Source organism: Acinetobacter bouvetii DSM 14964 = CIP 107468, from assembly GCF_000368865.1.
Classification (GTDB): domain Bacteria; phylum Pseudomonadota; class Gammaproteobacteria; order Pseudomonadales; family Moraxellaceae; genus Acinetobacter; species Acinetobacter bouvetii.
The window spans coordinates 249,674-273,972 of sequence record NZ_KB849727.1; the positions used below are offsets into that span (position 1 = coordinate 249,674).

At 43.1% G+C, this 24,299-nt stretch carries 18 protein-coding genes and 1 pseudogene; 2 read left to right on the forward strand and 17 right to left on the reverse strand.

What is annotated here, in order from left to right; translation table 11 throughout:
- The 6 genes and pseudogenes from F941_RS08175 to F941_RS08195 all read right to left on the reverse strand — a co-directional run bounded on the left by F941_RS08175 (position 1) and on the right by F941_RS08195 (position 5,752).
- The gene (locus F941_RS08175) at positions 1-1,125 is read right to left on the reverse strand and encodes an FAD-dependent monooxygenase (protein WP_005009982.1); all 1,125 of its coding nucleotides are present in this window, start codon (positions 1,123-1,125) and stop codon (positions 1-3) included.
- A 152-nt stretch (positions 1,126-1,277) separates the two neighbouring features.
- On the reverse strand, positions 1,278-2,099 hold the full coding sequence (locus tag F941_RS08180) for an MFS transporter (protein ID WP_409360573.1): 822 nt from the start codon (positions 2,097-2,099) through the stop codon (positions 1,278-1,280).
- Positions 2,099-2,383, reverse strand: a pseudogene (locus tag F941_RS16675) (MFS transporter); the annotation flags it as partial. The pseudogene F941_RS16675 and the gene F941_RS08180, both read right to left, overlap by 1 nt.
- Before the next feature lie 204 nt (positions 2,384-2,587).
- Complete coding sequence (locus F941_RS08185; protein WP_005009985.1) at positions 2,588-3,808, reverse strand: multidrug effflux MFS transporter; 1,221 nt, start codon at positions 3,806-3,808, stop codon at positions 2,588-2,590.
- 92 nt (positions 3,809-3,900) lie between these two features.
- Positions 3,901-4,704, reverse strand: a complete 804-nt coding sequence (locus tag F941_RS08190; protein WP_005009988.1) for an SDR family oxidoreductase — start codon at positions 4,702-4,704, stop codon at positions 3,901-3,903.
- A 73-nt stretch (positions 4,705-4,777) separates the two neighbouring features.
- Positions 4,778-5,752: a SphA family protein gene (locus F941_RS08195; protein ID WP_005009991.1), complete on the reverse strand. Its 975-nt coding sequence runs from the start codon at positions 5,750-5,752 to the stop codon at positions 4,778-4,780.
- Positions 5,753-6,043: 291 nt separating this feature from the next.
- Between F941_RS08195 and F941_RS08200 the strand changes: the two genes are divergently transcribed.
- Positions 6,044-7,480, forward strand: a complete 1,437-nt coding sequence (locus F941_RS08200; RefSeq protein ID WP_005009993.1) for an amidase — start codon at positions 6,044-6,046, stop codon at positions 7,478-7,480.
- A 108-nt stretch (positions 7,481-7,588) separates the two neighbouring features.
- Here F941_RS08200 and F941_RS08205 read toward each other — a convergent pair whose 3' ends face one another.
- The 11 genes from F941_RS08205 to F941_RS08255 all read right to left on the reverse strand — a co-directional run bounded on the left by F941_RS08205 (position 7,589) and on the right by F941_RS08255 (position 21,255).
- Positions 7,589-8,359, reverse strand: coding sequence for an OmpA family protein (locus tag F941_RS08205; protein WP_005009994.1), 771 nt, complete (start codon positions 8,357-8,359; stop codon positions 7,589-7,591).
- Between the two features lie 2 nt (positions 8,360-8,361).
- Positions 8,362-9,321, reverse strand: a complete 960-nt coding sequence (gene tagF, locus F941_RS08210; protein WP_005009999.1) for a type VI secretion system-associated protein TagF — start codon at positions 9,319-9,321, stop codon at positions 8,362-8,364.
- Positions 9,322-9,361: 40 nt separating this feature from the next.
- Complete coding sequence (gene tssM / locus F941_RS08215) at positions 9,362-13,222, reverse strand: type VI secretion system membrane subunit TssM (protein WP_005010000.1); 3,861 nt, start codon at positions 13,220-13,222, stop codon at positions 9,362-9,364.
- A 21-nt stretch (positions 13,223-13,243) separates the two neighbouring features.
- A complete protein-coding gene (locus tag F941_RS08220) occupies positions 13,244-14,479 on the reverse strand; it encodes a hypothetical protein (RefSeq protein ID WP_228128313.1) in 1,236 nt (411 codons plus the stop codon).
- A gap of 209 nt (positions 14,480-14,688) precedes the next feature.
- The gene (gene tssG, locus F941_RS08225; RefSeq protein WP_005010004.1) at positions 14,689-15,684 is read right to left on the reverse strand and encodes a type VI secretion system baseplate subunit TssG; all 996 of its coding nucleotides are present in this window, start codon (positions 15,682-15,684) and stop codon (positions 14,689-14,691) included.
- On the reverse strand, positions 15,648-17,456 hold the full coding sequence (tssF, locus tag F941_RS08230; RefSeq protein WP_005010011.1) for a type VI secretion system baseplate subunit TssF: 1,809 nt from the start codon (positions 17,454-17,456) through the stop codon (positions 15,648-15,650). Before tssF ends, tssG begins: the two co-directional genes overlap by 37 nt.
- 11 nt (positions 17,457-17,467) lie before the next feature.
- The gene (gene tssE, locus F941_RS08235; protein ID WP_005010013.1) at positions 17,468-17,944 is read right to left on the reverse strand and encodes a type VI secretion system baseplate subunit TssE; all 477 of its coding nucleotides are present in this window, start codon (positions 17,942-17,944) and stop codon (positions 17,468-17,470) included.
- 69 nt (positions 17,945-18,013) lie between these two features.
- A complete protein-coding gene (locus F941_RS08240) occupies positions 18,014-18,517 on the reverse strand; it encodes an Hcp family type VI secretion system effector (protein ID WP_005010014.1) in 504 nt (167 codons plus the stop codon).
- 51 nt (positions 18,518-18,568) lie between these two features.
- A complete protein-coding gene (tssC, locus tag F941_RS08245) occupies positions 18,569-20,053 on the reverse strand; it encodes a type VI secretion system contractile sheath large subunit (RefSeq protein WP_005010015.1) in 1,485 nt (494 codons plus the stop codon).
- Positions 20,046-20,549 (reverse strand): type VI secretion system contractile sheath small subunit, encoded by a 504-nt coding sequence (tssB, locus tag F941_RS08250; RefSeq protein ID WP_005010018.1) that lies wholly within the window; start codon positions 20,547-20,549, stop codon positions 20,046-20,048. The genes tssC and tssB overlap by 8 nt, the downstream gene beginning before the upstream one ends.
- A gap of 13 nt (positions 20,550-20,562) precedes the next feature.
- Positions 20,563-21,255 (reverse strand): hypothetical protein, encoded by a 693-nt coding sequence (locus F941_RS08255; RefSeq protein ID WP_005010020.1) that lies wholly within the window; start codon positions 21,253-21,255, stop codon positions 20,563-20,565.
- A 358-nt stretch (positions 21,256-21,613) separates the two neighbouring features.
- Here F941_RS08255 and tssH point away from each other — a divergent pair, with 358 nt between their 5' ends.
- Positions 21,614-24,286 carry a type VI secretion system ATPase TssH gene (gene tssH / locus F941_RS08260; RefSeq protein ID WP_005010023.1) on the forward strand — a complete coding sequence of 891 codons (2,673 nt, stop codon included), beginning with the start codon at positions 21,614-21,616 and terminating at the stop codon, positions 24,284-24,286.
- Positions 24,287-24,299: the final 13 nt, after the last annotated feature.

Sequence of the window (24,299 nt, forward strand, 5' to 3'; positions counted from 1 at the left end):
TTATAGATATGCAGTCGTCACCTGCTCAAAGCCTTTAGCCAGCAGCATGCTGCGCGCCATCATCGACTCGCCTGCGATTTCCATACGGCCAATTTCACCTGACGTTTCCACAACAAACAAGGCGCGTTCAAGCCGTTTTTGCATAAAAACAGTGAATACTTTTTCCAAGTTATTGCCAAACTGATCAATCACTTGCGAAAGCACAATTGCATCTTCAACTGCTAGGCCTGCGCCTGAACCTAAATGCGGCGTGGTTGCATGTACGGCATCACCAATCAGAAGCGCAGCCCCGCGATGCCAATCGCCATTGACCATAACCCGTTCTAAAGGACGGTAAATAATCGGGGTTTCTGCATTAATGCTGTCGATATATGGCTTTAATACCGGCTCAAATTCCTGCAGCAGCAGCTTGGCAATTCGCGGCAAATCTTCAGGTTCACGCCATACTTTTTCCTTAGGCACACATTCCATCATATACATATACATTTGCGTTGGGCTGCAGGGGTTAAAGCCCACTTTCATTGTTTCAGACTGGAACATACGGCCGCGTACAATATCCGCAGGACGGTCAAATTGCAGGCGCCAGCAGGCTTGCCCTGTATATTCAGGGGCAGCCTGTTCAGGCATCAGCAGCTGACGCAATTTAGAAAATACACCGTCCGCGCCTACCACTAAGTCATAGTGCTGTTCACGGCCACTTTCAAATTTCACAAAATTGCCGTGCTCTAAACTGCTGCGGATCTCCGATACACTGTCGCCCAGAAAAACGGGAATATCCTGTTCCTGCACTTTTTTAGATAAAATATCATGCAGTACAGGGCGTAAAATTGCGCCTTCAGATGGGAAGTCATCCGCAATGACGCGTTTAGATAAAACGGTGCGGATAAAATTGCCCTGCTGATCATAAATATCAACCCCATCATGCACAAAGCCTTGCGCGGCAATTTCATCCTGCAACCCAAGGTCGCAAAGCGCGCGCAGTGTCAATACTGACAATGTCAGGCCTGTACCCAAGGCTTTCCAATCTTCTGACTTTTCCACCAGTTCAACGGCATGCCCTGCCTGTTTCAGCTTAATGGCTGCGGCCATTCCGCCTATGCCGCCGCCAAGTACCAATATTTTCATGGTTAATCCTTTAATTTCCAGTCCTAATTTAAACGCATTTATTTCTAACCGATTTGAGCTTAATCAAATTTTAAAGCGCGCTGTATCCAAATACCCACAAAGCAGTTATGCAAAATTGCGATAGCAAAACAAAGTTCAGTGTCTATTTTTGCTTATTCTGCATCCTGCTGTGATAATGAAAAACGAGCAGAATCACGCGCGGCTTCATACATATTTTTTATGAGCATGCAGAGCGTCATGACTGCAGCAGGTATGGCCAAGATCGTAAAAATTTGACTCCAGCCAATATTGTTATTGACCAAATACCCCATGCACATTGTGCCTGCAACTGCACCAAAGCGGCCTATGCCGCACATCCAGGAAACCCCAGTAGTACGAACAGCGGTAGGATAAAACTTGGCAGCCAATACAGGCAAAGATGACTGCGCCGTATTTTGCAGTGTGCCTGCACAAATCATCAGGATAATGAAAAATGTTAATGATAGATGGAGGGCTGGACCAATCAGCGCAACGCAAATTGCAGTAAAAAAAGTACAGACAGCAATCACATAATTGCCGTTAAAATGATCCATCAGCCAGCCATTCAGCATGGCCCCTACACCGCCTAGGGCAAATAGGCCTGAAACTACAGGACCTAAATGCGGCGGCATATCCGCCTCTTTAAACAGTACCGGCATCCAGTTCATGATGCCATAAAAAATCATCAAGCCACAGAAAAAGCATAGCCACAGGCTCAAGGTTCCTGCAAGATATTGACTGGAAAAAACCATCCGCATAGATTGCAATGCAGACAGCTGGCGACTTTGCGCTTCTAAGCGAAAATTTTGCTGCAGTGCTAGTGCATTTATTTTTTGCAAAATATTCTGTATCTGTGATTGGTCTGCACCATTCAGCAGTAAATACCGCACAGATTCAGGCAGCAGCCATGCCATCAGCATTGCCAGCAGTAAAGGTAAAGCACCGCTCAGCAGCAGCATGCAAAAATAAATACTGAAAATAAAAGTAATGTTTTACGGCCAAATTGATCGGCCAAAGGCCCGAGAACAATTGCCCCAATTGCTGCGCCGATTAAAGCGGCACTGAGTACAGGCACGAGATCAGCTTTACTGATCTGCCAATCCCGAATCAGATCTGGCGCAATATAGCCAATTACCGCTGTATCCATGCCATCAAAAAAGGCCACAAAAAACATCATCACAAAAATAAGCCATTGAAAATTTGACCAGCCATGCTGATCTAAAAAAGCTTGAATATGCATGTGCTCATCCTTGTCGATGCATCGGAAATATGTGATTTTTTCAGCATAGCGCAGTGCACCCCAAGCAATGTTCTATGAAGCTGGATATTAGATATTGCAGAAATAGATAGCGCTTAACTCTATAATGTTGGCACAAAAAAAAGCCGCTCTTTCGAGCGGCAACCAAGGAAAAGCTTGCTGCAGTTTTTATTGTTTATGATGGTTTTATTTCGCAAAAATGACCTGTGATTTTAAATAGCGCTGCGTCAGTGCAATAGCTGCATTAGAGCAAATGACAAAGATCAGCATTGAAAGCGACATGTTGACTTGCGCACTCCACAGCAGGACATTCAGCAATATCCCGCTAAGCAGGCCAAAGCCAAATTGCAAACTGCCCATCAAAGCGCTGGCAGATCCCGCCTGACGGCCTTGCTGTGACATGGCTAAAGCTGTAGAGTTCGGTGCGGTTAATCCAATACCCGCAACAGCTAAAAACAAACCGGCCAGCATTAAGGGCAGCTCAAATACAGAAAAGATAAAAGCAATTAATAATACAAATACGCCAAAGGCCTGCACTGCTCCGCCCAATGTCAACCGCTGCGCTACGCTATATTTTTTTTCCAGCTTATGGTTCATAGATGACAGCAATACAGTCCCTATCGCATTGAATCCAAATACATATGCAAACTGCTGCTGGCTGAAATGATATTGGTCCATGAATACTGCAGATGCCGCATTGATATAGCAAAACAAAATACCAAAGCTGAAACAGCCAGCCAGCATGGGATATAAAAAACTGCGGTCTTGCGCAATACGTACATACAATTGACCTGCTTGCATAAAAGACAGCTTTAAACGGCGCTCAGCTGGCAAAGTTTCTTTAAATTGCAAAAGCACCCAAATTAGACTGACAACCCCCAATGCTGTTAAGGCCACAAAAATAGACTGCCATCTAAAAAAGATCAGCAGCCATGCGCCAAGTGTCGGGGCAATGACAGGTGCAATCCCCATGACAATCATCATGCTTGCAAAGGCTTTGGCGGCATGGGCCGTGTCTAAAACATCACGAATTGCCGCTCGCGCCAGCACCAATCCTACACAGCTGCCAAGCGCCTGCAGCACACGGACGATCAGCAGTGTGCTTAAGCTGTCTGCATAAATACATAAGATGCTGGCAACCATGTGCAGGCTTAAGCCAAAAATCAGCGGTGTTCTACGGCCAATTCTGTCACTGATGGGGCCATAAATTAATTGACCAATGGCTAAACCTAAAAAGTAAGCCGGTAGTGAGTTGGATACCAAAAGCGTCGATGTGCCGAAATCACTCGCCATTTCTGGCAGTGCAGGCAAATACATGTCTGTCGATAATGGCGCAATCGCAGTCAATACAGCCAGTAGAAGAATCCAGCCCGTACGGTAATGGCTTGGTGATGCATTCATCTGCATAGTCCATTTTCCCTATTTTTAAGCGCAGGGCCCTCTGCAGCCTGAAAAGTTTTAGGCCAGCGCCGCTTTATGTTTGATTATTAAATGCTGATTTAATGCGCTTGAGTTAAAACCGCCCGATTCAGCAAACCTTGATCCGCCACGATGGTTTGCCCCGTCATGACTTTATTGTGCTGTGAGGCCAAAAAGGCATAAATTGCCCCATAATCTTCTGCATCCGGCAAATCCTGCAGCAGGCTGATGGACTGGAATAGATTTAAAAAAGCATCTTTTGGAATATCCGACTGTTTTTGATGATCCAAATTCAAGGCTTTCGGGCCTTTTAATTGACTGTTGCCAATCGCAGCTGGCGCTACGCCATTGACACGGATCTCGGGTGCAAACTCGAAAGCCAATTGCTGAATCAAACTACGGATTGCGCCTTTAGTCGCCGTATAGACCGCACCGCCGCCATCCGCGGCATAAGCGGCTGTAGAGGTGGTAAAAACCAATGCCCCGTTGCTGGCTTTCAGTAAACTGGCAAAAATATGCGCTGTCAGCAAATATCCCTTCACATTGACATGGAACATTTCATCAAAGAGTTGATCCAAATGCTCTGCTGTCATGCTTTGAATCGGCAGATTGCCATCAAAGATCCCCTGGGCGCCAATCACTGCATCCAATTTTGAATATTTCGCCTGAATGGCTGATTTACATGCGTATAAATCAGCAATCTGAGTAACGTCACAGCGTAGCAATAAATCCTGCTCATCAAACGCTGAAGCGATCAGCTGCAATTTATCTTGATCAATATCCGTCACAATGACTTGAGCGCCTTGAGCCTTACAGTATTTGGCAATGCCCAGCCCCAAGCCTGAGCCCGCGCCAGTGATCAATATCGTGTGATTTTGCAGCATATTGCTTCTTCCTTGATGAGTGTGTGATCAGAGAGCCTTTTATTTTAGGCCCTCAGTTTCCACATTATTTTAATTACAGCTCTGACGACACATTTGCAGGTTTTGGTTTGTGTTTCATATATACAGGAACTGAAATATTCAAAGCAAAACGCCCATCATTGCTGACCGCATTCTTAGTTTCAATATCTTTAGACCAGCTGAGGCCGACAAATAAGCCGCGGCCAAAATCTTTAAGCACTTGAACGCCTAATCCAATCTGGCGCGCTTTGCCATTTGTGGTGCCGTAATACGCCGTGCCATTATTTTCATCACTGGTCACCTGCTCACGCACATAGCCAATGGGGCCAATTTGTAAGCCCTGATGGATTGAATCCAGTTTTTTCAGCACAGTGGCGTCAAAGAAGAATTCATCGCCAGAATCGTATTTTGTATCGTCATTTTCAAAGTTATAAAAATAATGTGATTCTAGGGAAATGTTCCAATTCTGATTCATTAAGCTATAGCCAACACGCGGGTTAAGCGACCAATATTCACCGCTGGTATTTGTCCCCCCAAGTTTCCATGAACCCGTCGTGGTAATGGCGCCTAAACCTGCACTGACAAACTGTCCAGGATTCAATGTCCATGCAATATCGGCAAAATGCACATCAATATTGGCGATATTGTTATTTGAATGCTTGCCAACATTGCCAAGCATTGGATTGCTGATATCTTCTTCCGCCATAATAAATGGAATCGCCACCCAAGCACGGTAATCACCGCCTAATAGTTGCAGCCCAGGCGTATAAATAAAAATTGATGTCGATGCGGGCGCATTCAGTTTCAGCCCCATATTATCGCCATTGTCATCCTTGAGCTGGCCATTAAGGTGTTTCGTCGAGCTTGTATAGTACAGGCCTGGCGGTAACGGCGCGCTGAGCGGAATACCCATGGTATTGCCTGCCGGCGCTTGCGGCGATGCCCCCGGCTCTAAAGCCCAAACCGTATGAGTAATAGAAATACTCAGAAGACTGAAAGCAAATACCTGCTTCACTTGTTGTTTTAACATTGCTGACTCCATAGCCATGTTTAATTTTCAACTCAACGTTATTGAAAATACGTGTCTATAGTCAGCCAAAAAACCACAAAGCAGATATCTATGTATTAGATAGAAATATCATCAACAGCCATTGAATCTATGCATAAGTTCGACTGGACGTATGACCATTTGCAGCAGCCCTTTCACCTGCATGGACATTTCCTCTATGGTCCGATTCTAAATATAAAATTTGACAATTAGTGTTGTCAAAATATATCTTATCAATTTTCATTTCATTAAAAGAAAAATCAGGATTAAATCATGGAAGTACAGCGCGGCTCACGTGTACATAGTTTCACCAATGATGCTTTAGAAGATTTTGATGCAGTAAAAATTTCACAGCTCATTCAAAATAAAGAGATTTCGGCTCAAGAAGCTGTTCAAGCCGCCATTAAACGCGCTGAAACAGTCAATCCTGTATTGAATGCGATTCAATTTGAACAATTTGAAAAAGCGCTGCAAAACAGCCAGCTGCCCAATAAAGGCATTTTTTCAGGTGTGCCTTTTTTTATGAAGGACAATACCGATTTAGCTGGGCTACCGACCCACCATGGTTCTCGGGCCATTCATACACCGCCCATTGCGCAAACGCCTCAATTTAGCCAGCAGCTGGCCGATCAGGGCTTTATCTTTCTAGGCAAAAGCACCATGCCTGAATTTGGCTTAAATGCCACAACTGAATATAAAGACGGTTCTGCAACACTGAATCCGTGGCATACCGCATTTTCCAGCGGCGCATCTTCAGGCGGTTCAGCCGCTTTGGTGGCTGCCGGCGTCGTCCCTATTGCGCATGCCAATGATGGCGGCGGTTCAATCCGCATTCCTGCCGCCTGCTGCGGTTTAATTGGCCTCAAGCCAACCCGGGGACGGACGTATGACAGTGAGGCGGCTGCTAAACTGCCCATCAATATTATTTCAGAAGGCATTCTAAGCCGCAGTGTGCGTGATACTGCACACTTTATTGCGGGCATGGAGCGCAGTTTTTATAATGTGAATTTGCCGAAAATTGGATTGATTGAACATGCATCAAACCGCAAATTGCGCATCGGCGTGGCGCAGCGCTCAATTACTGGCACTGTAGATGCCGAAACCAGCGCCACTCTTGAAAAAACAGCAAAACTGCTGGAAAGTTTGGGGCACGATGTCGAGTATTTCCAGCTGCCTTTTTCACAAAATTTTGTCGATGACTTCAGCCAGTACTGGGGGTTTCTCTCTTTTCTGCTGCAAACATTTGGCAAACAGCTGTTTGGTTCAAATTTTCAGCCTGGAGAATTGGACCACTTAACGGTCGGGCTATCAAAACTATATAAAAAGAATTTTTATAAAACGCCGTTGTTTTTACACCGTTTGAAGCAGATCCGTCATGAATATCAGCAGATCTTCACCCAGTTTGATGTCCTGCTGTCTCCTGTACTGGCGCACACTACGCCAAAACTGGGCTATATCTCACCGCAGCTGCCTTTTGATGAACTATTTGCACGAATTCAAAATTATGTCACCTTCACGCCGATACAGAATATTGCCGGCGCGCCCGCAATTTCTCTGCCGATGGGATCAACTACAGCCCATGGCCTACCTATAGGCATGCAATTGTCCGCAAATTTAGGGGATGAACGGACGCTTTTAGAACTGGCATTTGAATTGGAAGAAGCGCAGCCATGGACTAAAATTAATGCGCAGCAGGTGGGCTCGGAATAATTTCCGGCCCCTATCATCACAGCGTATGTTTATTGCAATTACATTTGATTGACTTTATACAGCTCCTTCAATTAAAAAACCGCTTAAAGCGGTTTTTTAATTGATCTTTTACAGCACTTCAAATTCTATTCTGCGGTTCTTTTTACGGCCATCAGGCGTCGCATTATCCGCGACAGGCCTATTTGAGCCTAATCCCTCAGCACTCATACTGTCAGCGGCGATGCTCTTGCTCACTAAATAATTTTTAACCGCTGCCGCCCGTTCCTGACTCAAGGCTAAATTTTTAGCGCCGTCACCTGAACTGTCGGTGTGGCCAATAATTTTGACTTTTTTACCGCCAACCTTATTTAAAGCGACCGCCATTTCATTCAAGATCTGTATGCCGGATGGCGCTAAAACGGCACTGCCGGATTCAAACTCAATGATACGGTTTTTTAACGCGGCATCAATGATCTGCTGTTCTGCAGCATTTACAGTTAACTGTGTATTCACTTTAAAGTTTGATGGCACAAGGCTTTGCATTCTTGCCGATGTCTGCTGTATCTCCTGAGGATTGGTGATTTTCCCGGTTAAATTCACCTGTGTACCGCGAACTGACAACTGTCCCTGCTGCACTTTTTTCAAATCATCGCCAATCATATTGCTGACATTGCTGCTCCAGCCATTTGGCGCTGCCACCGTCCGCACCTGTATTTTATCTACCACATTTTCATGCCCATACGTCATATACGCTTTGTTTAAAATTTCCTGCTTTGCTGCTTCATTCGGCACCGCGCCTTCGATCACAACAGGCTTCTGCGCATAAGACAAAACACTGACTATAGGCAAAACAATGAGCAAGAATTTACTCAACCCACTATTTTTTTTATATTTATTCATCGTTATTCATCTATAAAAGTTTGTCGGAACAGTTTAATTGCCTGTGTCAGGCTGATTTGTCGCTCGCTTAATGCCTGTTCTAAGGCTGCAAGCCCGGCATTCAGCTCTAAATATGGATCAATCCATTGTGCATCAATGAGTGATACCCAATGATCATTGCTGATATCTTGAGTGAAAATGCTGCTGAGCGCCCTAATATCAGCGCCTTGAAAGCCAATCAGCAGTTTTGGAGACTCACTGTGCAGGATGCCGATCAGCAGCTCTGCATTTTGACTTTCGATGAACCGGCTGATTAAGTTGACCCAAAATGCGGCAATTTCATAGCAATAGCTGATATTGCTGATGGGTAAAATCAGTATTTTATTTAAGCGTGAGGTGCCGTGCCGAATAATCGGCTGCAGCAGCAGCCCTAAGCCAATCATGCTTTGCGCCAATTGATAAGGCGTTAAATTCATCATTTTGGCAAAAGAATGCACAGTATGATGCTCATAAAAAGACGCGGTTTCTTCAGTGCCGAAAATCTGAATTTCGTCTGAAAGCTTGCTCAGCTTATCCAGTAAAATATCAGGATCACGGATTGACCGCATTATTCGGTTGCGCTGATACAAATCGATTAAAGTCAGCTTATATCGGTATGGCGCAAATATAATGTTGTCAAAAGGGTCATCCAATTCGAGCAGATGGCACAGAACCATCGGAAACTGCCGCCCTGAACTGTCCTCACTGCTGATTAAATTCGCGGCCAAAAACCGTTTATCTTGCGGACTGGCAATAAAAAAATCTAAAGACGGCAGTTTGGAATAAGCCTCTTGGAAATACTCCGAACGCATTGCTATTTCCAGCGCTTCAGTCACCCATTGATCAATCAGTTGAATCAAAGCGTACTGCCCGCGTGACTTTAAAAAATCACCGCGCGCTGGACATTTTCCATAATAAAGCGGCGTCGTTTTTATGTCATACATGAGCATTTCTCCGGTATGCCCCTATAAATCTTCAATGCTTTCATGGTGCAGTTCCTCCTGTTTGTCCAGCTTGGAGCGACGCTGTTAAACCAGCTGCAGCGGCTGATGCAGGAGCCGGCATCGAACCAGCAGGCATTTCCTGCGCTGCAACAACCCGAACCGCTTTATTCATGACCACTTGACTAGCCAGCGCCATGCCTCTATAGCCTGGGTTTGAACCAATATTGCCGGCATTGTTGCCGCTCACTAAGCGGAAGTTTACTTTGACAAATACATTGGCATCTTGCTTGCTACGCCACACCATTTCAAAAGAGGCGCCCTTTTGTGTGCGTTCCGCACCTTCGACTAGACGGTTAATGCCATATTCGCCAGGCTCATCGAAAATCGTATGGGTTTTCCCTTCCAAATCAATTGCGGTAATTCTCGCTCCGGGTATTGCCCCTTTATTTGGCCATACAAAATTCACCCATTGCTGTACACCATTTTCAAACACCATTCTTTGTCCATCAATATCAATGGTATAAGACAGAAGCTTTTGATTTTCCAATGGATAGAACTGGAAATTTGACTGATTGGAAGGTGCGGCAACAGCTGCAGGCTGATTCAATTCACCTGTAGCCATTCCATTGCTGGGCGACACGTAATTTTGGAAATTGGCCGCAAATTGTGGGTTAATGCCAATGCCTAGATCCTGCCAAGTTTTTGACGTTAAGGTATAGCCGCGGCGGATGACAAAGGGATCCAGATATTCTTTGACAAAACGCGCAATGCTGCCGCTTTCACCAAAAATCTGATTGATTTCATTGCTGGTCGCCTGCAAAGTTGCGCTCGGATTGAATGGATATTTTGTGAGTAAATTAGTTGAAAAGGGCTGATAAGCCTGCAGCATCCACAGCTTGTTCATTTCATCCTGCGCTGGTGTTAACAGTGTCTCAAAGGACTGCGTCAACGGCGTTATCAGCAGTTTATGCAACAGCTGCTGATCAGATTCTTTTAACCCAACAGCCATTTTTTCATCGACATACTTTTGAGTGCTGTTGAATACCGAATTTTGATCGTTGATCGTCTGCTTAGCCAAAGTCATGCTGGCTGGGCCAAAATCGCCCGCACTGCGCAAATCGTTCAGTTTGCTGCGCACCTGTCCCATCGACAGCATATATTCATCCAGCAATGATTTATTTTGCTGATCGTCACGCTTGCGGACAATTTGATAGAACATTTGAAATTCTTTTGCGATCACACCTTGAACAGCGGCTGACATATTCTGCTGCGCCAGTTTGGCATCATCGCGGTTAAGCACTTTACGCTTAAACCAAGCCGCAAATCCTGTTTTAGGCGCCGCTAATTCAGCCTGTACCGCAGGATTATCCCAGCTGGTTTCTTTAGCAGTACGTTCCAGTACTGCACGGATTGGGGAGTTTTCAGGCTCGCCCCAGATATCCATATGCTTTGCCTGCTGTTTAAAGTCCGCATTTTTAGCATAATGAATTCCATTTAAAAATTTCCGCCATTCTGCAATATATTCCTGCTTATACAGCTCGGTCAGCTGCTTGCGGATTTGCTCAGGACTGCCGCTGAAAGTCAAATCATCCGACTGGGTCATATTCAGCACCCAATCTTTGCTGTCCGTTGGACTGTCGGCTGCCTGTTCTATGGCCTCTTTTACATAGCCGTTCCAAGCCTGATAACTGAATATCCCTGGCAATGCATAGCTGCCGAGCATACTGTTTTGACTTGATTCACCAACAATCTGCTTAATCGTCAGTGCTGGAAACCGTACAGATCCGCGCATTTTAATTTCATTGTAAACCCGGTCGCGCGCCGGTATGCCTGTGCTAATTGAAGTTAAAATTTGACGGGTTTGGTCCACAAGATTTGCATCAGATTCCAAACGTGGAAACTTAGGATCATTGGCCAGCGTCATCGCGTAAGATAAAACTTGTTCCGCCTTCAAAATCATTTCATTGCGCGGCAATGAACCGCGGTTCGCATCCAGCCATGAACGCCAGAAGCGTGTGACCTGATCGCTTAAATGGCTCGATTCCATATATTGCGGATTGCTGAGCATTAAATATGCTTTTAAAGCATTATATGCATCTTGCGGATTCGTATCCGCTGGCTCTGAAAAAGGCTGATTCGTGCGGACGGCTTGATTCAGCTGGACATTAATATGATTTTCTTTCAGCACGGATTCATTGGCCTTCACACGCTGCAGATATTGCCCCATATTTTGCTGTGCAGGCATCAAGACAATCTGCTGAATACCTTTTAAATACTCCGTTTTCAGCTTTTCCCGGATATTATTGCCCTGATATAAGCCAAAACTGTATTTTAAAGGGCGTTCTTGTTCAAAATGATCCAGCTGCTGCAGATGCCCCTGTAAAATCAGCAAGGCATCCAGCTGTGTAGACAGCTCACTGCCTGAACGCGCCTCCATTTGAACGACTTTCGCCAAATCCGCATTGGCCTCAGCAATTAATTGCTGATTATTCCGATATGACCAGACCCATAAACTTAAAAGAATAGCGACTGCGCATAAAGCGCCAATAAATAATAAAAACCGCTGGCGCTTGCGTGCAGGATTGATATGCTGCTTGACTAAATTTTTATCTTTTAAAATAACACTGGAAAACAGCCCTTTTAAAAAATAGCCGTGATCTTGGGATATTGAATTAGTCGGTACGCCATAATCACTGTCATCCCCCTTAATTAGATGAAAATCTTCAGCAATTTGTTCAGTCATTGGACTTTCTATCATGCCCTCCTGCAAAGCGCTGGTAAAATAAAAGCCGCGGAATACGGGTTTGAACTGATAGGGATTTTCCTGAAACAGCGTTCCGATAAACGTTTTCAATACAGGTTTTAAGCTTTTAAATTCTAAAGGAAAGGTCATTACGCTTGGGGAAATGTTCTGCGAATGCCTGCGGCTCAAATGTGTCGTGCTGACACTTTTTAAGCCGTCATATAAAATGCTGTAATGCTTTTCAAACAGCTCTACAGAATTTTCTGAAGAATTTGGATCGTACGGCAGAGTGGCGCCCCAAACTTGGTCAAACTCATCGCTGTCATAGCAGTCAAAGAACTCCGTAAATCCAGCAATCAAATCCATTTTTGAGAACACTAAATAGACTGGCGCAAAAATTTCCAGTCGGTCGGTTAAGTCTTGAATTCTAGCGCGTAAATTTTTAGCCAATTTAATCGATTTTTCAGGGCTTTGGCTGACCAGCTCCGCCACACTGACAATTACAATCAAGCCATTAATCGGCGCTTTAGTGCGGTTTTTCTTTAAAATATTGAGAAATCCCAGCCATTCCGAGTGATCTTCTGCATAAACGGAATAGCGTCCCGCCGTATCCAGCAGAACACCTTCGGTAGAAAAGAACCAGTCACAATTTCGTGTCCCGCTTAACCCGGCGGAGACCATTTTTTGATGTGTTTCTTCAAATGGAAACCGTAATCCGGAGTTATAAATGGCTGAACTTTTGCCTGCTGCCGGATTGCCAATCACCATATACCAAGGCAATTCATACAGTGCAGCGCTGCCTTTTTTATCCCCTAATTTCGATTTCCGAATGAGCTGTATCGAATCCTTCATTTGCTGATTAATCAGCTGCAATTCCTCTTTATTTTTAATTTTTCCGTATTCTGCTTCTGTATCTTTAGAAATCGCTTCAGACAGTATTTCGCCTTGCTTGCCATGGCGGTAATGCTGAACCAGCTCGTAAATGCCCCAAATGATCAGACTGAAAATATAGACAGTTACAATAATCCAAAACACTTTATCCGGTACGGCATTATGCATGGCTAAAATGGCCACAAAAAATGAAAGCGCCATAATTGCTTTAGGATTGGTCACATACTGCCAGACATAGCCCAGCAAGGTATAAAATAATGTATTCACGTGTTTCTCTTATTGGTTTTATTATGATGAATGAAGCAATTCTTTATCAGTTTGTTCTTCTTGATACGCTTCAAAAAATGAATATGCGTGATCTAGCTCGATGCTGAAAACCATGCTGATTAACTCTTCAGCCAAATGCATGCCCAGCATGAAGCTGAAAATTTTTGCCAGCTGCTGAGTATTCCCAAGACTGGAGTGCGTATATAAAAAATGGTGCGGTTCAATCAAAGAATTGGCAAATTTCCGCTGCAGCTGCTTTGAGGTTTTGATATTCAGCGCATCATCTAAAATCAGCATGAAAGGTTCGTCCTGCTGGTACTGCTGATGGCTTTGAAGCTTGTTTTTCAGCAAGAAGCTTTCAATACTGGCTTCATCCAGCATAATTTTGAGCGTTTTTTGCGGCATCAAGCCGCTGATTTCAGTATTTAAACCGGCAATACACCAGCTGGACGCATATTCAGTGGCAATATACTGTTCCGATTGCCAATACTTTTCATCCAGCCAATCCTGATCTATCTCAGAGTCAGCGCTAATAATAAGATTGAAAACATATTCCTGCTGTGCGATTTGTTCTAAAAGCGTTAACCATTCAATATAGGAAGTCTGATGACTGACAAAGTGCTGTTTAATTTCAATTTGCGCAAGCAAAATAGAAAACTGCTCTGCCAGCAAATGCTGCATACTTAAGCATGATTCATCATTCCAATGATGAATCATGCTTTCAGGCAGCAGTATATGAATGCAAAGCTTATTCAATCTAGAAATGGGTTCAGCCATTCTTCCTGCATCTTCCTCAAAATCATCCTCTGCCCGATGCTCTCCAGTCCATGCGGGATGCATCCGGTATTGATATGCCATTTCATTGTCATAAAACATGGCGGAGTTTTTCAAATGTTCGGCTGCGGCAGATAGCGTATCTGCATGCTGTTCCAGTTGATGCATAATCAGCTGGCGGATTCTTTTCTCCCGCCGGGATAACTGGATGGAATCATCATCTTCCGCTTCAACTGCATCATCTAAATCTTGAATTCTTAAAGATAAAACGGGCAAGCCATAAGCATTAAGCAAATCCGCATCAAGTTCAGGACTTTTAAATTGCTTATACTGTTCAAGAATCGATTCATTTTCACCAAAACTATGCCGTGCAGCTGATGAATAAATATTGAGAGCAAACTGTCTGCTTTGAGTGGCTTTTTCCTTTTGTTCCCCGCTGATATTTTCAGCAGGCCGATGTTCAAAATCAGCAGCTTGCTGCAATTTCTCTTCTTTCTTTGCTTTGTAGCACTGAATCGCCTTAAAGATAAAATAAGGTGATAGAACAAGTGCAGTGATAAGCATCGGTAAAATTACGAGATAGCTTATTAAATCTGAATTGGCCGGATCAAAAGCGGTATCGCGCCAGTAATAAATAACACATGTATTAATGACAAGAGCTAAGCCAGCAAAAGCCGTTATTATTATTTTAATCATTGTATATCCCCTATTAATGCATAACAGGTTTCAGCATTGTCCATGGATGAATTTGGGCTCAGGAATGTTCCCTGTGCTAAGCCAGCTGCAGTGTTCAAGCCTAAACAGGCAGGCAGAATATGGTCTTTTTTTAAGATCAGGCGCACATCAACTTTCAGCGTAGGGCTGCACCATGTGCTGATGATTTGTTTCAGTTTTTCACTCATCGGACGCCGCGGCAGAAAGCTTAAATAATCCTGCTGGCTTAACGGGCCAATCGTCAGTTCGATCTTGTCGTCTATTTGACGCACAGTTTCACCGCAAAAAGTATTGATGCCCAAACAGCTTGAGATTGCCCCGCCCAGCATGGTTTTTTGTTCATCAGCTAAACTGAATTTGACGGGAATATATTCTTGGACTTCAAAATTTGCATCAAAAACACAGCTTAAAATCGTTTTCAGCGCATACACCGCATTGGTTTGCCCCTGCATCAGCCCTGAAAATTCCGCAAAATAATCTTCCAGCCCTGTTTGCCCATGATGGCCTTTAATATAGCCACTTAAAGCATGAATAACATCTAAGTAATTATTTTCATTATCAATTTCATAACGCACAGGCAGATTGTAATTGAGGCTGGCGTCAATATATTGCGCGGTCAGTTTATGATTGAATAAATTTAAGAATTGATGCGCCTCAGCAGTCTGCTGGCGGCTGCTTAATTTAATTTTATTGGTATAACTGTATGGCAAAGAACCTTGCATGCCTGTTAGCCCGACCACCAGATTGGTCATATGCACTTGTTCACCATCAATATGCAGCGCTTCAATTTCACTTTGCGGAAAATTCAGTGTCAGTGAGCTGTTAAACCGGAAATCTGACGCCCAATGCCGGTCTTTCTCTAAATATGGCATATGCCTCAATAAACGGGCCGCTTGAATAAACTCAAATGATGCCGGATTGTTCAGCAAATCTTCAATTACAGAAGCATTTTGCCACCAACGTTCTGCACGCATTGGTATAGCTCCTGCTGAGATTGAATATCATAAACAGCTACATCCACATAGCTGTTCATTTGCACTTTTAAATTAAAGACTTGCGCCAATAACTGGCTGAAAATATAGAGGCTGTGGCCGCGGAAGACCTCAGACTGAATGCCGATTTTGACTTTGACGCCGCGGACAAATAATGGATAAGGCTGACTATTCACCAGTTTTTGCGTCAACTCAAAATCCAGCGCTTGAATCGCATCTATAATGATTTGATTTTCACGTGATTTTGGCAAGTTGTATAATTCAAGCAATTCTTTAAGATGAGCAACAGCATCCCCTTTCATCAATGACAGGGTATTCAGTGACAAATGAGAAATAATGCGCCACTGTTCTTGCTTATTCTGCTCAAAATAATAGGGCTTATTTGGCCTTTTCAGCATCACTGCCCGGCGCGCCAAACTGCTGTCGTTTAAGGTCAAAATATTGTGCTCTTTATTGTAGCTTTCATAAGGCAAATCCCCATTCGAGCAAAGCAGTTCAATACTGATAAAATCAGACTGTGTGCGGTGAGGTTCTAAATGTTTTGAAAGCACTGAATAAGATAATTCCTGGCGCTTATTCTTATGCAATGACCCATTCAAGCTATAAAAGAAATTCACCTGTTCCTGATGGTAATGACTCATTGCAAAAAAAGGCAAAATAGGATGAAGCACCTGATCTTGACTGCTTTTTTCACGGATCATGTTCATGCTTAAAATGGAATATGCCTGATAATATTCAGGATAGTGAACATCCGTAATTAAGGGATACTCCATGCGCTTATGGTCAATTTTTTGCGGTTCAGCCTGCTTTTTAAATAGATTCACAATGGGTGTGCAGAATAATTTGAAATTTGCCGTGCTTAATTCCGCATAGTTCCGCAAGACCGCTTGATCATTTAAATTAAGCTTAAAGTGCATCTGCACTTCAAACGCGCTTTGAGAAGCATTTAAAAACTGCAAAAAATCTAAATTTAATGTTAAAAAACTGTATTTTTCCGGACAGCAAAAATATTCCATCAATAGCCGGTAAGCCTGATGGGTATGCTGATCAATAGGCAGAATGCTTTCCTGCTCTTGAAAGCCGCCTAATGTAAACGGATTTGCAATGTCAAAAGTTTGCTGACCGGCTTTAATTGAAAAGATCGTGGTTTTTTGAAAAATGCTGTCCAATACCTGTAAGGGGAAATTAGAAATTGCATCCAAAAAGATCGGAATTTTTTCCGTCTTCAGTAGCGCATGTTTTTGGTTGAAGACTTCAAAACTTAAACTGATCGTTGCATTTTGGTTTAAGTGCATATGCGCTGTGGGATGCGCTTTAAACTGCAGCTGTTTAATTGCAATAGGCAGCAGACGGACGTCCTGCACTGACGAAAACTCAGATTGAACACCGCGGATGTTTTTAGCTTTTAAGGCTGTCCTGCGAGGAATATGATGTACTTCCGTCAGCTGTTTGATTTTGCTGCTGTCCTCAAATGAAATGATCGAACTGGCTGGAAAAGGTTTGAGATACTGAGGAAACATGACCTCAAAAATTGAACGCGTAAACAGGTCATAGCTGTCTGTCAATTTTTTATCAATTCTTGCAGCAATTAATGCAAAGGCCTGTATCAGCCTTTCAATATGCGGGTCATCAATCTGCTCTTGGTTTAACGATAAACGCTGCGCAATTTTTGGATACTTATGCGCAAATTCACGAGATTGCTGGCCAAATTCCTGCAGTTGCTTTTCATAATACGGTAACAGCTCTTCAATCACAGCAAACCCACTTAAGTTCTAGTCGAAATAACATATTGTTGTGTTGTCGGTTTTAATAAGGCATCAAAAATGACGGGTTCATATAAAGGGTGAATATTTAAAAAAGCCTGAATGCTTAAGCACAGCGCGCCCATATTATGACCTTCCATCAGCATTTCGACTTTAATCTGTTTCAGTCTGGGCTCATGCGCAGCAATAGACTGTTCAATGGACTGGCAGATCTTGTCCCGGTCTGACGGATTTGATGTCGATAAACCGACAAAATCAATAATGCCAAACTGTAAAATAGACTGTTTTGCTAATGGAAAATCATCAATTTCAGGACTTAATTTAGCGGTACGGCTATTCAGCAAATCTTCCAAATCCAACGCTACCGATTCGCGTAGTTGCTGCAGAGATAAGCCTTGCTGCCCGTACAGTTCATTCGGCAGCAGGCGGTCAAATAAAGTGGTTTTAAAGCCATAAGGATAAAGCTGGTCTAAGTTCATATTTTTATTTTTAATATTTTAAATCAAAGAATAGAGGCCAAAGAGGATCAGCCTCCATCTCAATTTTAATTATGCAGCGTAAGAAGCGGTATTATTTGAAAGCGACCATTTCTTCGTTACAGCGCCTTTTTGCGTGCCGTTAATATCCTGCTGATTGTATGTCCATTCAACAGCGGCATATTTCAGGCCAAATGCCTCATGCGGCACGCCTTCATCATTTACATTCGGCGTTACGCTTGAAACCAAAACATGCTTCAGTTTAATTTGAAGATATTTTATGCGCTTGTCGCCATTTGCGCGGTAAAAGTCAATCTGCACTTCATCAAATGTATAGCCTGCAGAACATGCTTCCCAAAGCTTTGGACTGGTAGCATCCAAATCTTTTACAAAAATCATATCTGAATGTTCAACACGCTCTGCCGTATGGCCGCCGACGCTTGAAGATGTTGCTGATTTAGGCTGGCGGATATTATGTGACCAAGAATTTACTTCCAGCCAATTTTTATGTTCAGAATCCCGAGATTCGCCATCGACTTTATATTTTCCGCGAAACTGTACGTATATATCTTTCATTGTTATATTTTTCCTGATTTTAATTTCAAGTTATTATTATGTTGCCTCAAATTAATTTGAGGACTGAGGCAGCTCAGTAACAAGTCTCAAAGACACTGATAACTCATCCAACTGGAAATGCGGCCTTAAAAAGACCACAGACTTGTAGTGTCCAGGCGCTGCTGGGTTTTCTACAACTTTTACAGACGCTTCACGCAGCGGATATTGAGCTTTAGCTTCCTGCGAAGCGCCGTCATCCAGCAGTACATATTGAGAAAGCCAGTTATTCAGAAAAGCTTCGACATTTCCCGCAGATGCAAAACTTCCTACTTTATCGCGCATCATCGCTTTTAAATAATGCGCAATGCGCGAAACAGCCATGATGTATTGGATTTGACTGGATAAAGCTGAGTTGGCATTGGCCGTATCGCTGTCATATTTTTTAGCTTTCTGTGCAGATTGCGCGCCAAAAAATGCTGCATAATCAGTATTTTTACAATGCACCAAGGGCACAAAACCTAAGTCGCTCAGTTCCTTTTCACGACGGTCTGTAATGGCAATTTCTGTCGGACATTTAAAGACAACTTCGCCATCATGGGTTTTAAATGTATGCACAGGCAAGCCTTCCACTAAGCCGCCGCCTTCAACACCGCGAATTGCCGCACACCAGCCGTGCATATCAAACGCATTGGTCAAACGGGTCGAAAAAGCATATGCCGCATTCATCCATAAATATTCATTATGGTTTTCTCCTGAGACTTCTTCTACATAGTTAAAGCCTTCAGTCGCCGTGCCTTCTTTAGGGTGATAAGGCAAACGCCCTAGCACGCGCGGCATGGTTAATGCCACATAGCGCGCATCATCGCTTTCGCGGAAAGACCGCCATTGCACATATTCAGCCGTTTCAAAAATTTTTGAGACATCACGCGGACGGTCTATATCCGTAAATGTCTCTAAACCGAACATTTCTGGGCTGGCTGCTGAAATAAATGGCGCATGCGCAGCAGCGGCCACATGTGAAATTTGCTCCAGCAGATACATATCTGCAGGCGTCCGGTCAAATTCAAAATCACCAATGAGCGTTGCATAGGGCGCACCGCCAAATGAGCCATACTCTTCTTCATAAATCTTCTTGAACAGAGTGCTTTGGTCAAAATCTGCCGCACCTTGGAAATCTTTAATCAATTCTTTTTTAGTTGTATTGAGCATCCGGATTTTAATTAAAGAATTAGAGGGCGTTTCTTGGCAAAAATAATATAAACCGCGCCATGTTGATTCTACTTTTTGAAAATCCGCATGATGCATGATTTGGCTCAGCTGCTTTGAAATCAGCGCATCAATCTCTGCAATACGCTTATCGATAGATAAAGCCATATTTTCAGAAACGGTAATGGTCCCTGCCATGACTTCTTTCGCCAGCTCGCCGATGAGGCTTTTCGCACGGTCATGTTCATCGTCTGTACGCGCTATGCGGCTTTGCTCAACGATTGAGTCCAGCAACGTATAATCTTCTTTCACTGCAAGATTGGATGCGGCAGCCAAATTTGAATTACTCATTTTCAGCCTCCAAACTCAATTTACGCACTTGATCAGTATTCTGCAGTACATCATCCAGCAGATCTTCCAGACGTTCGTTATTGGAAATTTTATTGCGCAAATCAGTCAAGCGTTCACGCGCGGCAACCAGTTTTTTTAACGGATCAACCTGCTGCACGACATGTTCGGGGCGGAAATCGTCCATTGATTTAAACGTTAAATCGACTGATATTTTCCCGCCGTCTTCCGTCAATGTGTTATCAACTTGAAAATTTGCCCGCGGCGCTAAAGATTCAATCACTTCATCAATATTATCCAAATCAACATTAATGAACTTTTTATCTTTCAGTTTGGTTTTTTCTAATTCAGAGGCCGCGGAAAAGTCTCCCAAAACCCCTACAACAAATGGCAACTCTTTGATCTCTCTGCCATCTCCTACTTCAACATCATAAGTCAGCTGCACTCGCGGAGGTCTGATCCGCTGCAATTTTTTCTGTACACTTTCACGCTTGGCCATCTTTTTTTCCTTTTTATTTTTTATTGAATGTTTCAAATGGTGATGAATTTGAAGCTTTTTCGGCAGATTCTTTCACCGCAGGTGCTGTTGTTCTATTGGTTTTAGGCGCCTTAGCTGCTGCGCTTTTCGGAGCTTCCGCTTTGGTTTTTTTTACTGCTGCTATTTTCGGTGGCGCTTTTTTATTTGATTTCTTTTTATTATAGGCATTTTCTGAAAACGCAGTTTCTCTGTTTTGCGCCACAGGCTGGGCAAAACGGATTGTATCAACTAATATTTTTGCCGGCTGATACGCTTCTTCAGATAATGAACGAAGCTCTACTGTGCGCATATGATTTAATGCATTTTGCGAAATTGCCGTCCCGGCTAAAAATTCAGCATCTGTCATTTCTGGCGTACTGATATTTTGATTACGCAATTGAGCAACAGCTTGAAGGGCTTTTAAATTATAGCCTTGTGCTTGATATTTCTGCGCTATCTGAATCTGCAGCCCTGAAAGCAGCGCTTGATTCTTTCTATTAGTTTTATCACACATTTGAGTATAGAGACTGATTAAATCAGCATCTGTATCTCCAGCCGCCAACGGATACAACTTGACGCAGGATTTATTCAATTCAAGTGAATCTTCTTTCTTGGCATAGCTTACTTGTGCAATACAGACAGCAGTAATCAACGGCACGAAAAGCATGCCTTTGGTCAAAATACGCATTTATTATTCTCTAAATTTAGTCGTTATCAGCAAGGTTCATCACTTATTATTAATTTGTGATTCTTCCTTTTTCTAATCATTTTTAGTTTTACGGAGCAGATTTAACAAAAAACAGTCACTAAAAGTCAATACAAAATTTTATTTATCTAACAAAAAGTGTCATTTTTTGATTTTTTTTGGAAAAAAGTGCAAATTAATTTTTCTTTTTTTTAAAAATATGTAGAATAGGCCGACCGCTTTATTATAAAAAACAACTTAAAGCATTGATTTAAAAAATAATATTATTATTTAATTAAAATTAGCCCGTAAATAGACTTATTGAAATAAGCTGCGTGTTATTAAAAAGACAGAGATATCTATGAATAATTTAAAAATTTTAATTACAAAATTATCAGCACAATCACGCTTATCACTTGAAAAATCAGCCAATACCTGCATATCACAGCAAAATTATGAAATTGAAATTGAACATTTTTTATTAGAGCTGCTGTTGCAAAAAAACGGCAATGACATTCAAATTTTAATCAATAAATATAATATTCCAAAAGATGACCTCGTCCGCGACTTAACGGAAAGCATCGCCCTATTGCCAAAAGGCAATACCCGGACACCAATTTTTGCCAAGTCGATTGTCCGATTGCTGGAACAAGCCTGGCTGCTGGCATCCGCTGAACAGGATCCAATAATACGCAGTGGCCATTTAATCACAGCCCTGCTGACGGCTCAGGACTTATATCAAATTGCTGCCCGCGCATCATCGCTTTTTGATCTGTTCCCCATTGATACCATAAAGCACACATTTATAGATTTATGTCAAAGCAGCAGTGAAAACCAGCATCAGCCGCAGCAGCAAAAAAAAGGGCCTTCCACAGCCGAAGCCGATCCTGATGCCGCCACTGCCGTCAAAACGCCAGCTTTAGATCAATACACTATTAATTTAACTGAAAAAGCTAAAAATGGCAGCATAGATCCAGTCATTGGCCGTGAATTTGAAATCCGCTTAATGCTGGATATTTTAATGCGCCGCCGCCAAAATAATCCTATTTTAACGGGTGATCCTGGTGTCGGCAAAACTGCCGTTGTCGAAGGCTTGGCCCTTAAAATTTCTCAAAATCAAGTGCCCGATGCGCTTAAAAATGTTCAGCTGCATGCATTGGACATGGGGCTGCTGCAGGCCGGCGCCAGCGTTAAAGGTGAATTTGAAAATCGTTTAAAACAAGTGATTCAGGAGGTTCAATCCTCAAGCCATCCCATTATATTATTTATTGATGAAGCGCATACTCTGATCGGCGCAGGCGGTCAAGCTGGACAAAATGATGCAGCCAATTTGCTGAAACCCGCTTTAGCGCGGGGTGAATTGCGCACCATTGCCGCGACCACTTGGGCAGAATATAAACAATATTTTGAAAAAGATGCAGCCTTGAGCCGCCGTTTTGAGGTCGTAAAAGTTGAAGAGCCAACTGAAGCAGTCGCCATAGATATGCTGCGCGCGATGATTCCCGTCATGGCAGATCATTTTAATCTGTACATTGATGATGAAGCGATTGTCAATGCTGTGCATGCTTCACACCGCTATATTACTGGCCGGCAACTGCCTGATAAAGCCATCAGTGTTTTGGATACTGCAGCAGCCCGCGTTGCGCTGACGCAAAATGCAGCTCCTGTTCAGCTGGATCAGCTTTACGCGCAGCTGCATAACCTGAAACTGCAGCAAAACATTTTAATTCAAGAACACAAAAATATGCCGATTCATCATGAACGTTTAGACAAATTGGCAAAAACCATCACCAGCTTAAATGAAGAAATTACCCAAACGGAACTTAAATGGAAGCAAGAGCTGGGTTTAGTCCAGCAAATTCATCGTTTGCAGCAAGATTCCGAACAGAACCATAATGGCGAAGTCACTGTATTGCGCCAGCAGCTGGCTGATTTGCAAGGCCAATCCCCTTTAGTTTTTGAACGGGTAAATGCGCACATTATTAATGAGATTATCTCGGACTGGACTGGTATTCCTGTCGGGAAAATGGTTAACGATGAAATTAAGCACATTCTCTGTTTAGAAGAAAAGCTTGGCCAGCGTGTCATGGGACAGAAGTATGCCTTGCATCAATTGGCGCAAGGCATAAAAACCTCAAAAGCCAAATTAGAAGACCCCAATAAACCGCAGGGAGTGTTTATGCTGGCAGGCCCGAGCGGCGTCGGTAAAACTGAAACTGCCTTGGCATTGGCTAATGAATTGTATGGCGGTGAATCCCACTTAATCACAGTCAACATGTCTGAGTATCAAGAGGCGCATACCGTATCTTCATTAAAAGGGGCTCCCCCTGGCTATGTGGGCTATGGGCAAGGCGGGGTTTTAACTGAAGCGGTACGCCGCAATCCATACAGTGTTGTACTTTTAGATGAAATTGAAAAAGCCCACAATGATGTGCAGGAACTGTTCTATCAAGTTTTTGATAAAGGCGTATTGGAGGATGGTGAAGGACGCCTGATCGATTTTAAAAACACCACGATTCTTTTGACCTCGAATGCGGGTTCAGGATCTATTATGCAGGCTTGCCTGAATACGCCAGTTGATAAATGGCCAGCTGCGGAAGAACTGATTGATCAGCTTAAACCCGCATTGTACAAGCAGTTTAAACCGGCTTTTTTAGGACGCATGCGCATTGTGCCTTATTTCCCGCTCCATGATGATTTACTGATTCGAATTATTCAGCAAAAATTGGGCAAAATTACCGCCCGAATTAAAAAACAATATCAAACCGAAATTATTTACAAAGATGACCTCATTGAATTGCTGCTGAAACGCTGTACTGAAATAGACAGTGGCGCCAGAAATGTTGATAACATTTTAAACTCATCTGTTCTTCCAGCGCTGGCGACAGAAATTTTAATGGCGATGAGTGAGCAAAAAGTTCCGCGTTTGATTGAAATCAGTGTCAAAAATGATGAAATTCATTATGCGCTTGATCCTAAAAATCAAATGGCTAAAAAGCAGAAAACAAAAAAATCAAAAGCATTAGAAACTTAATTTTAACAAGAAA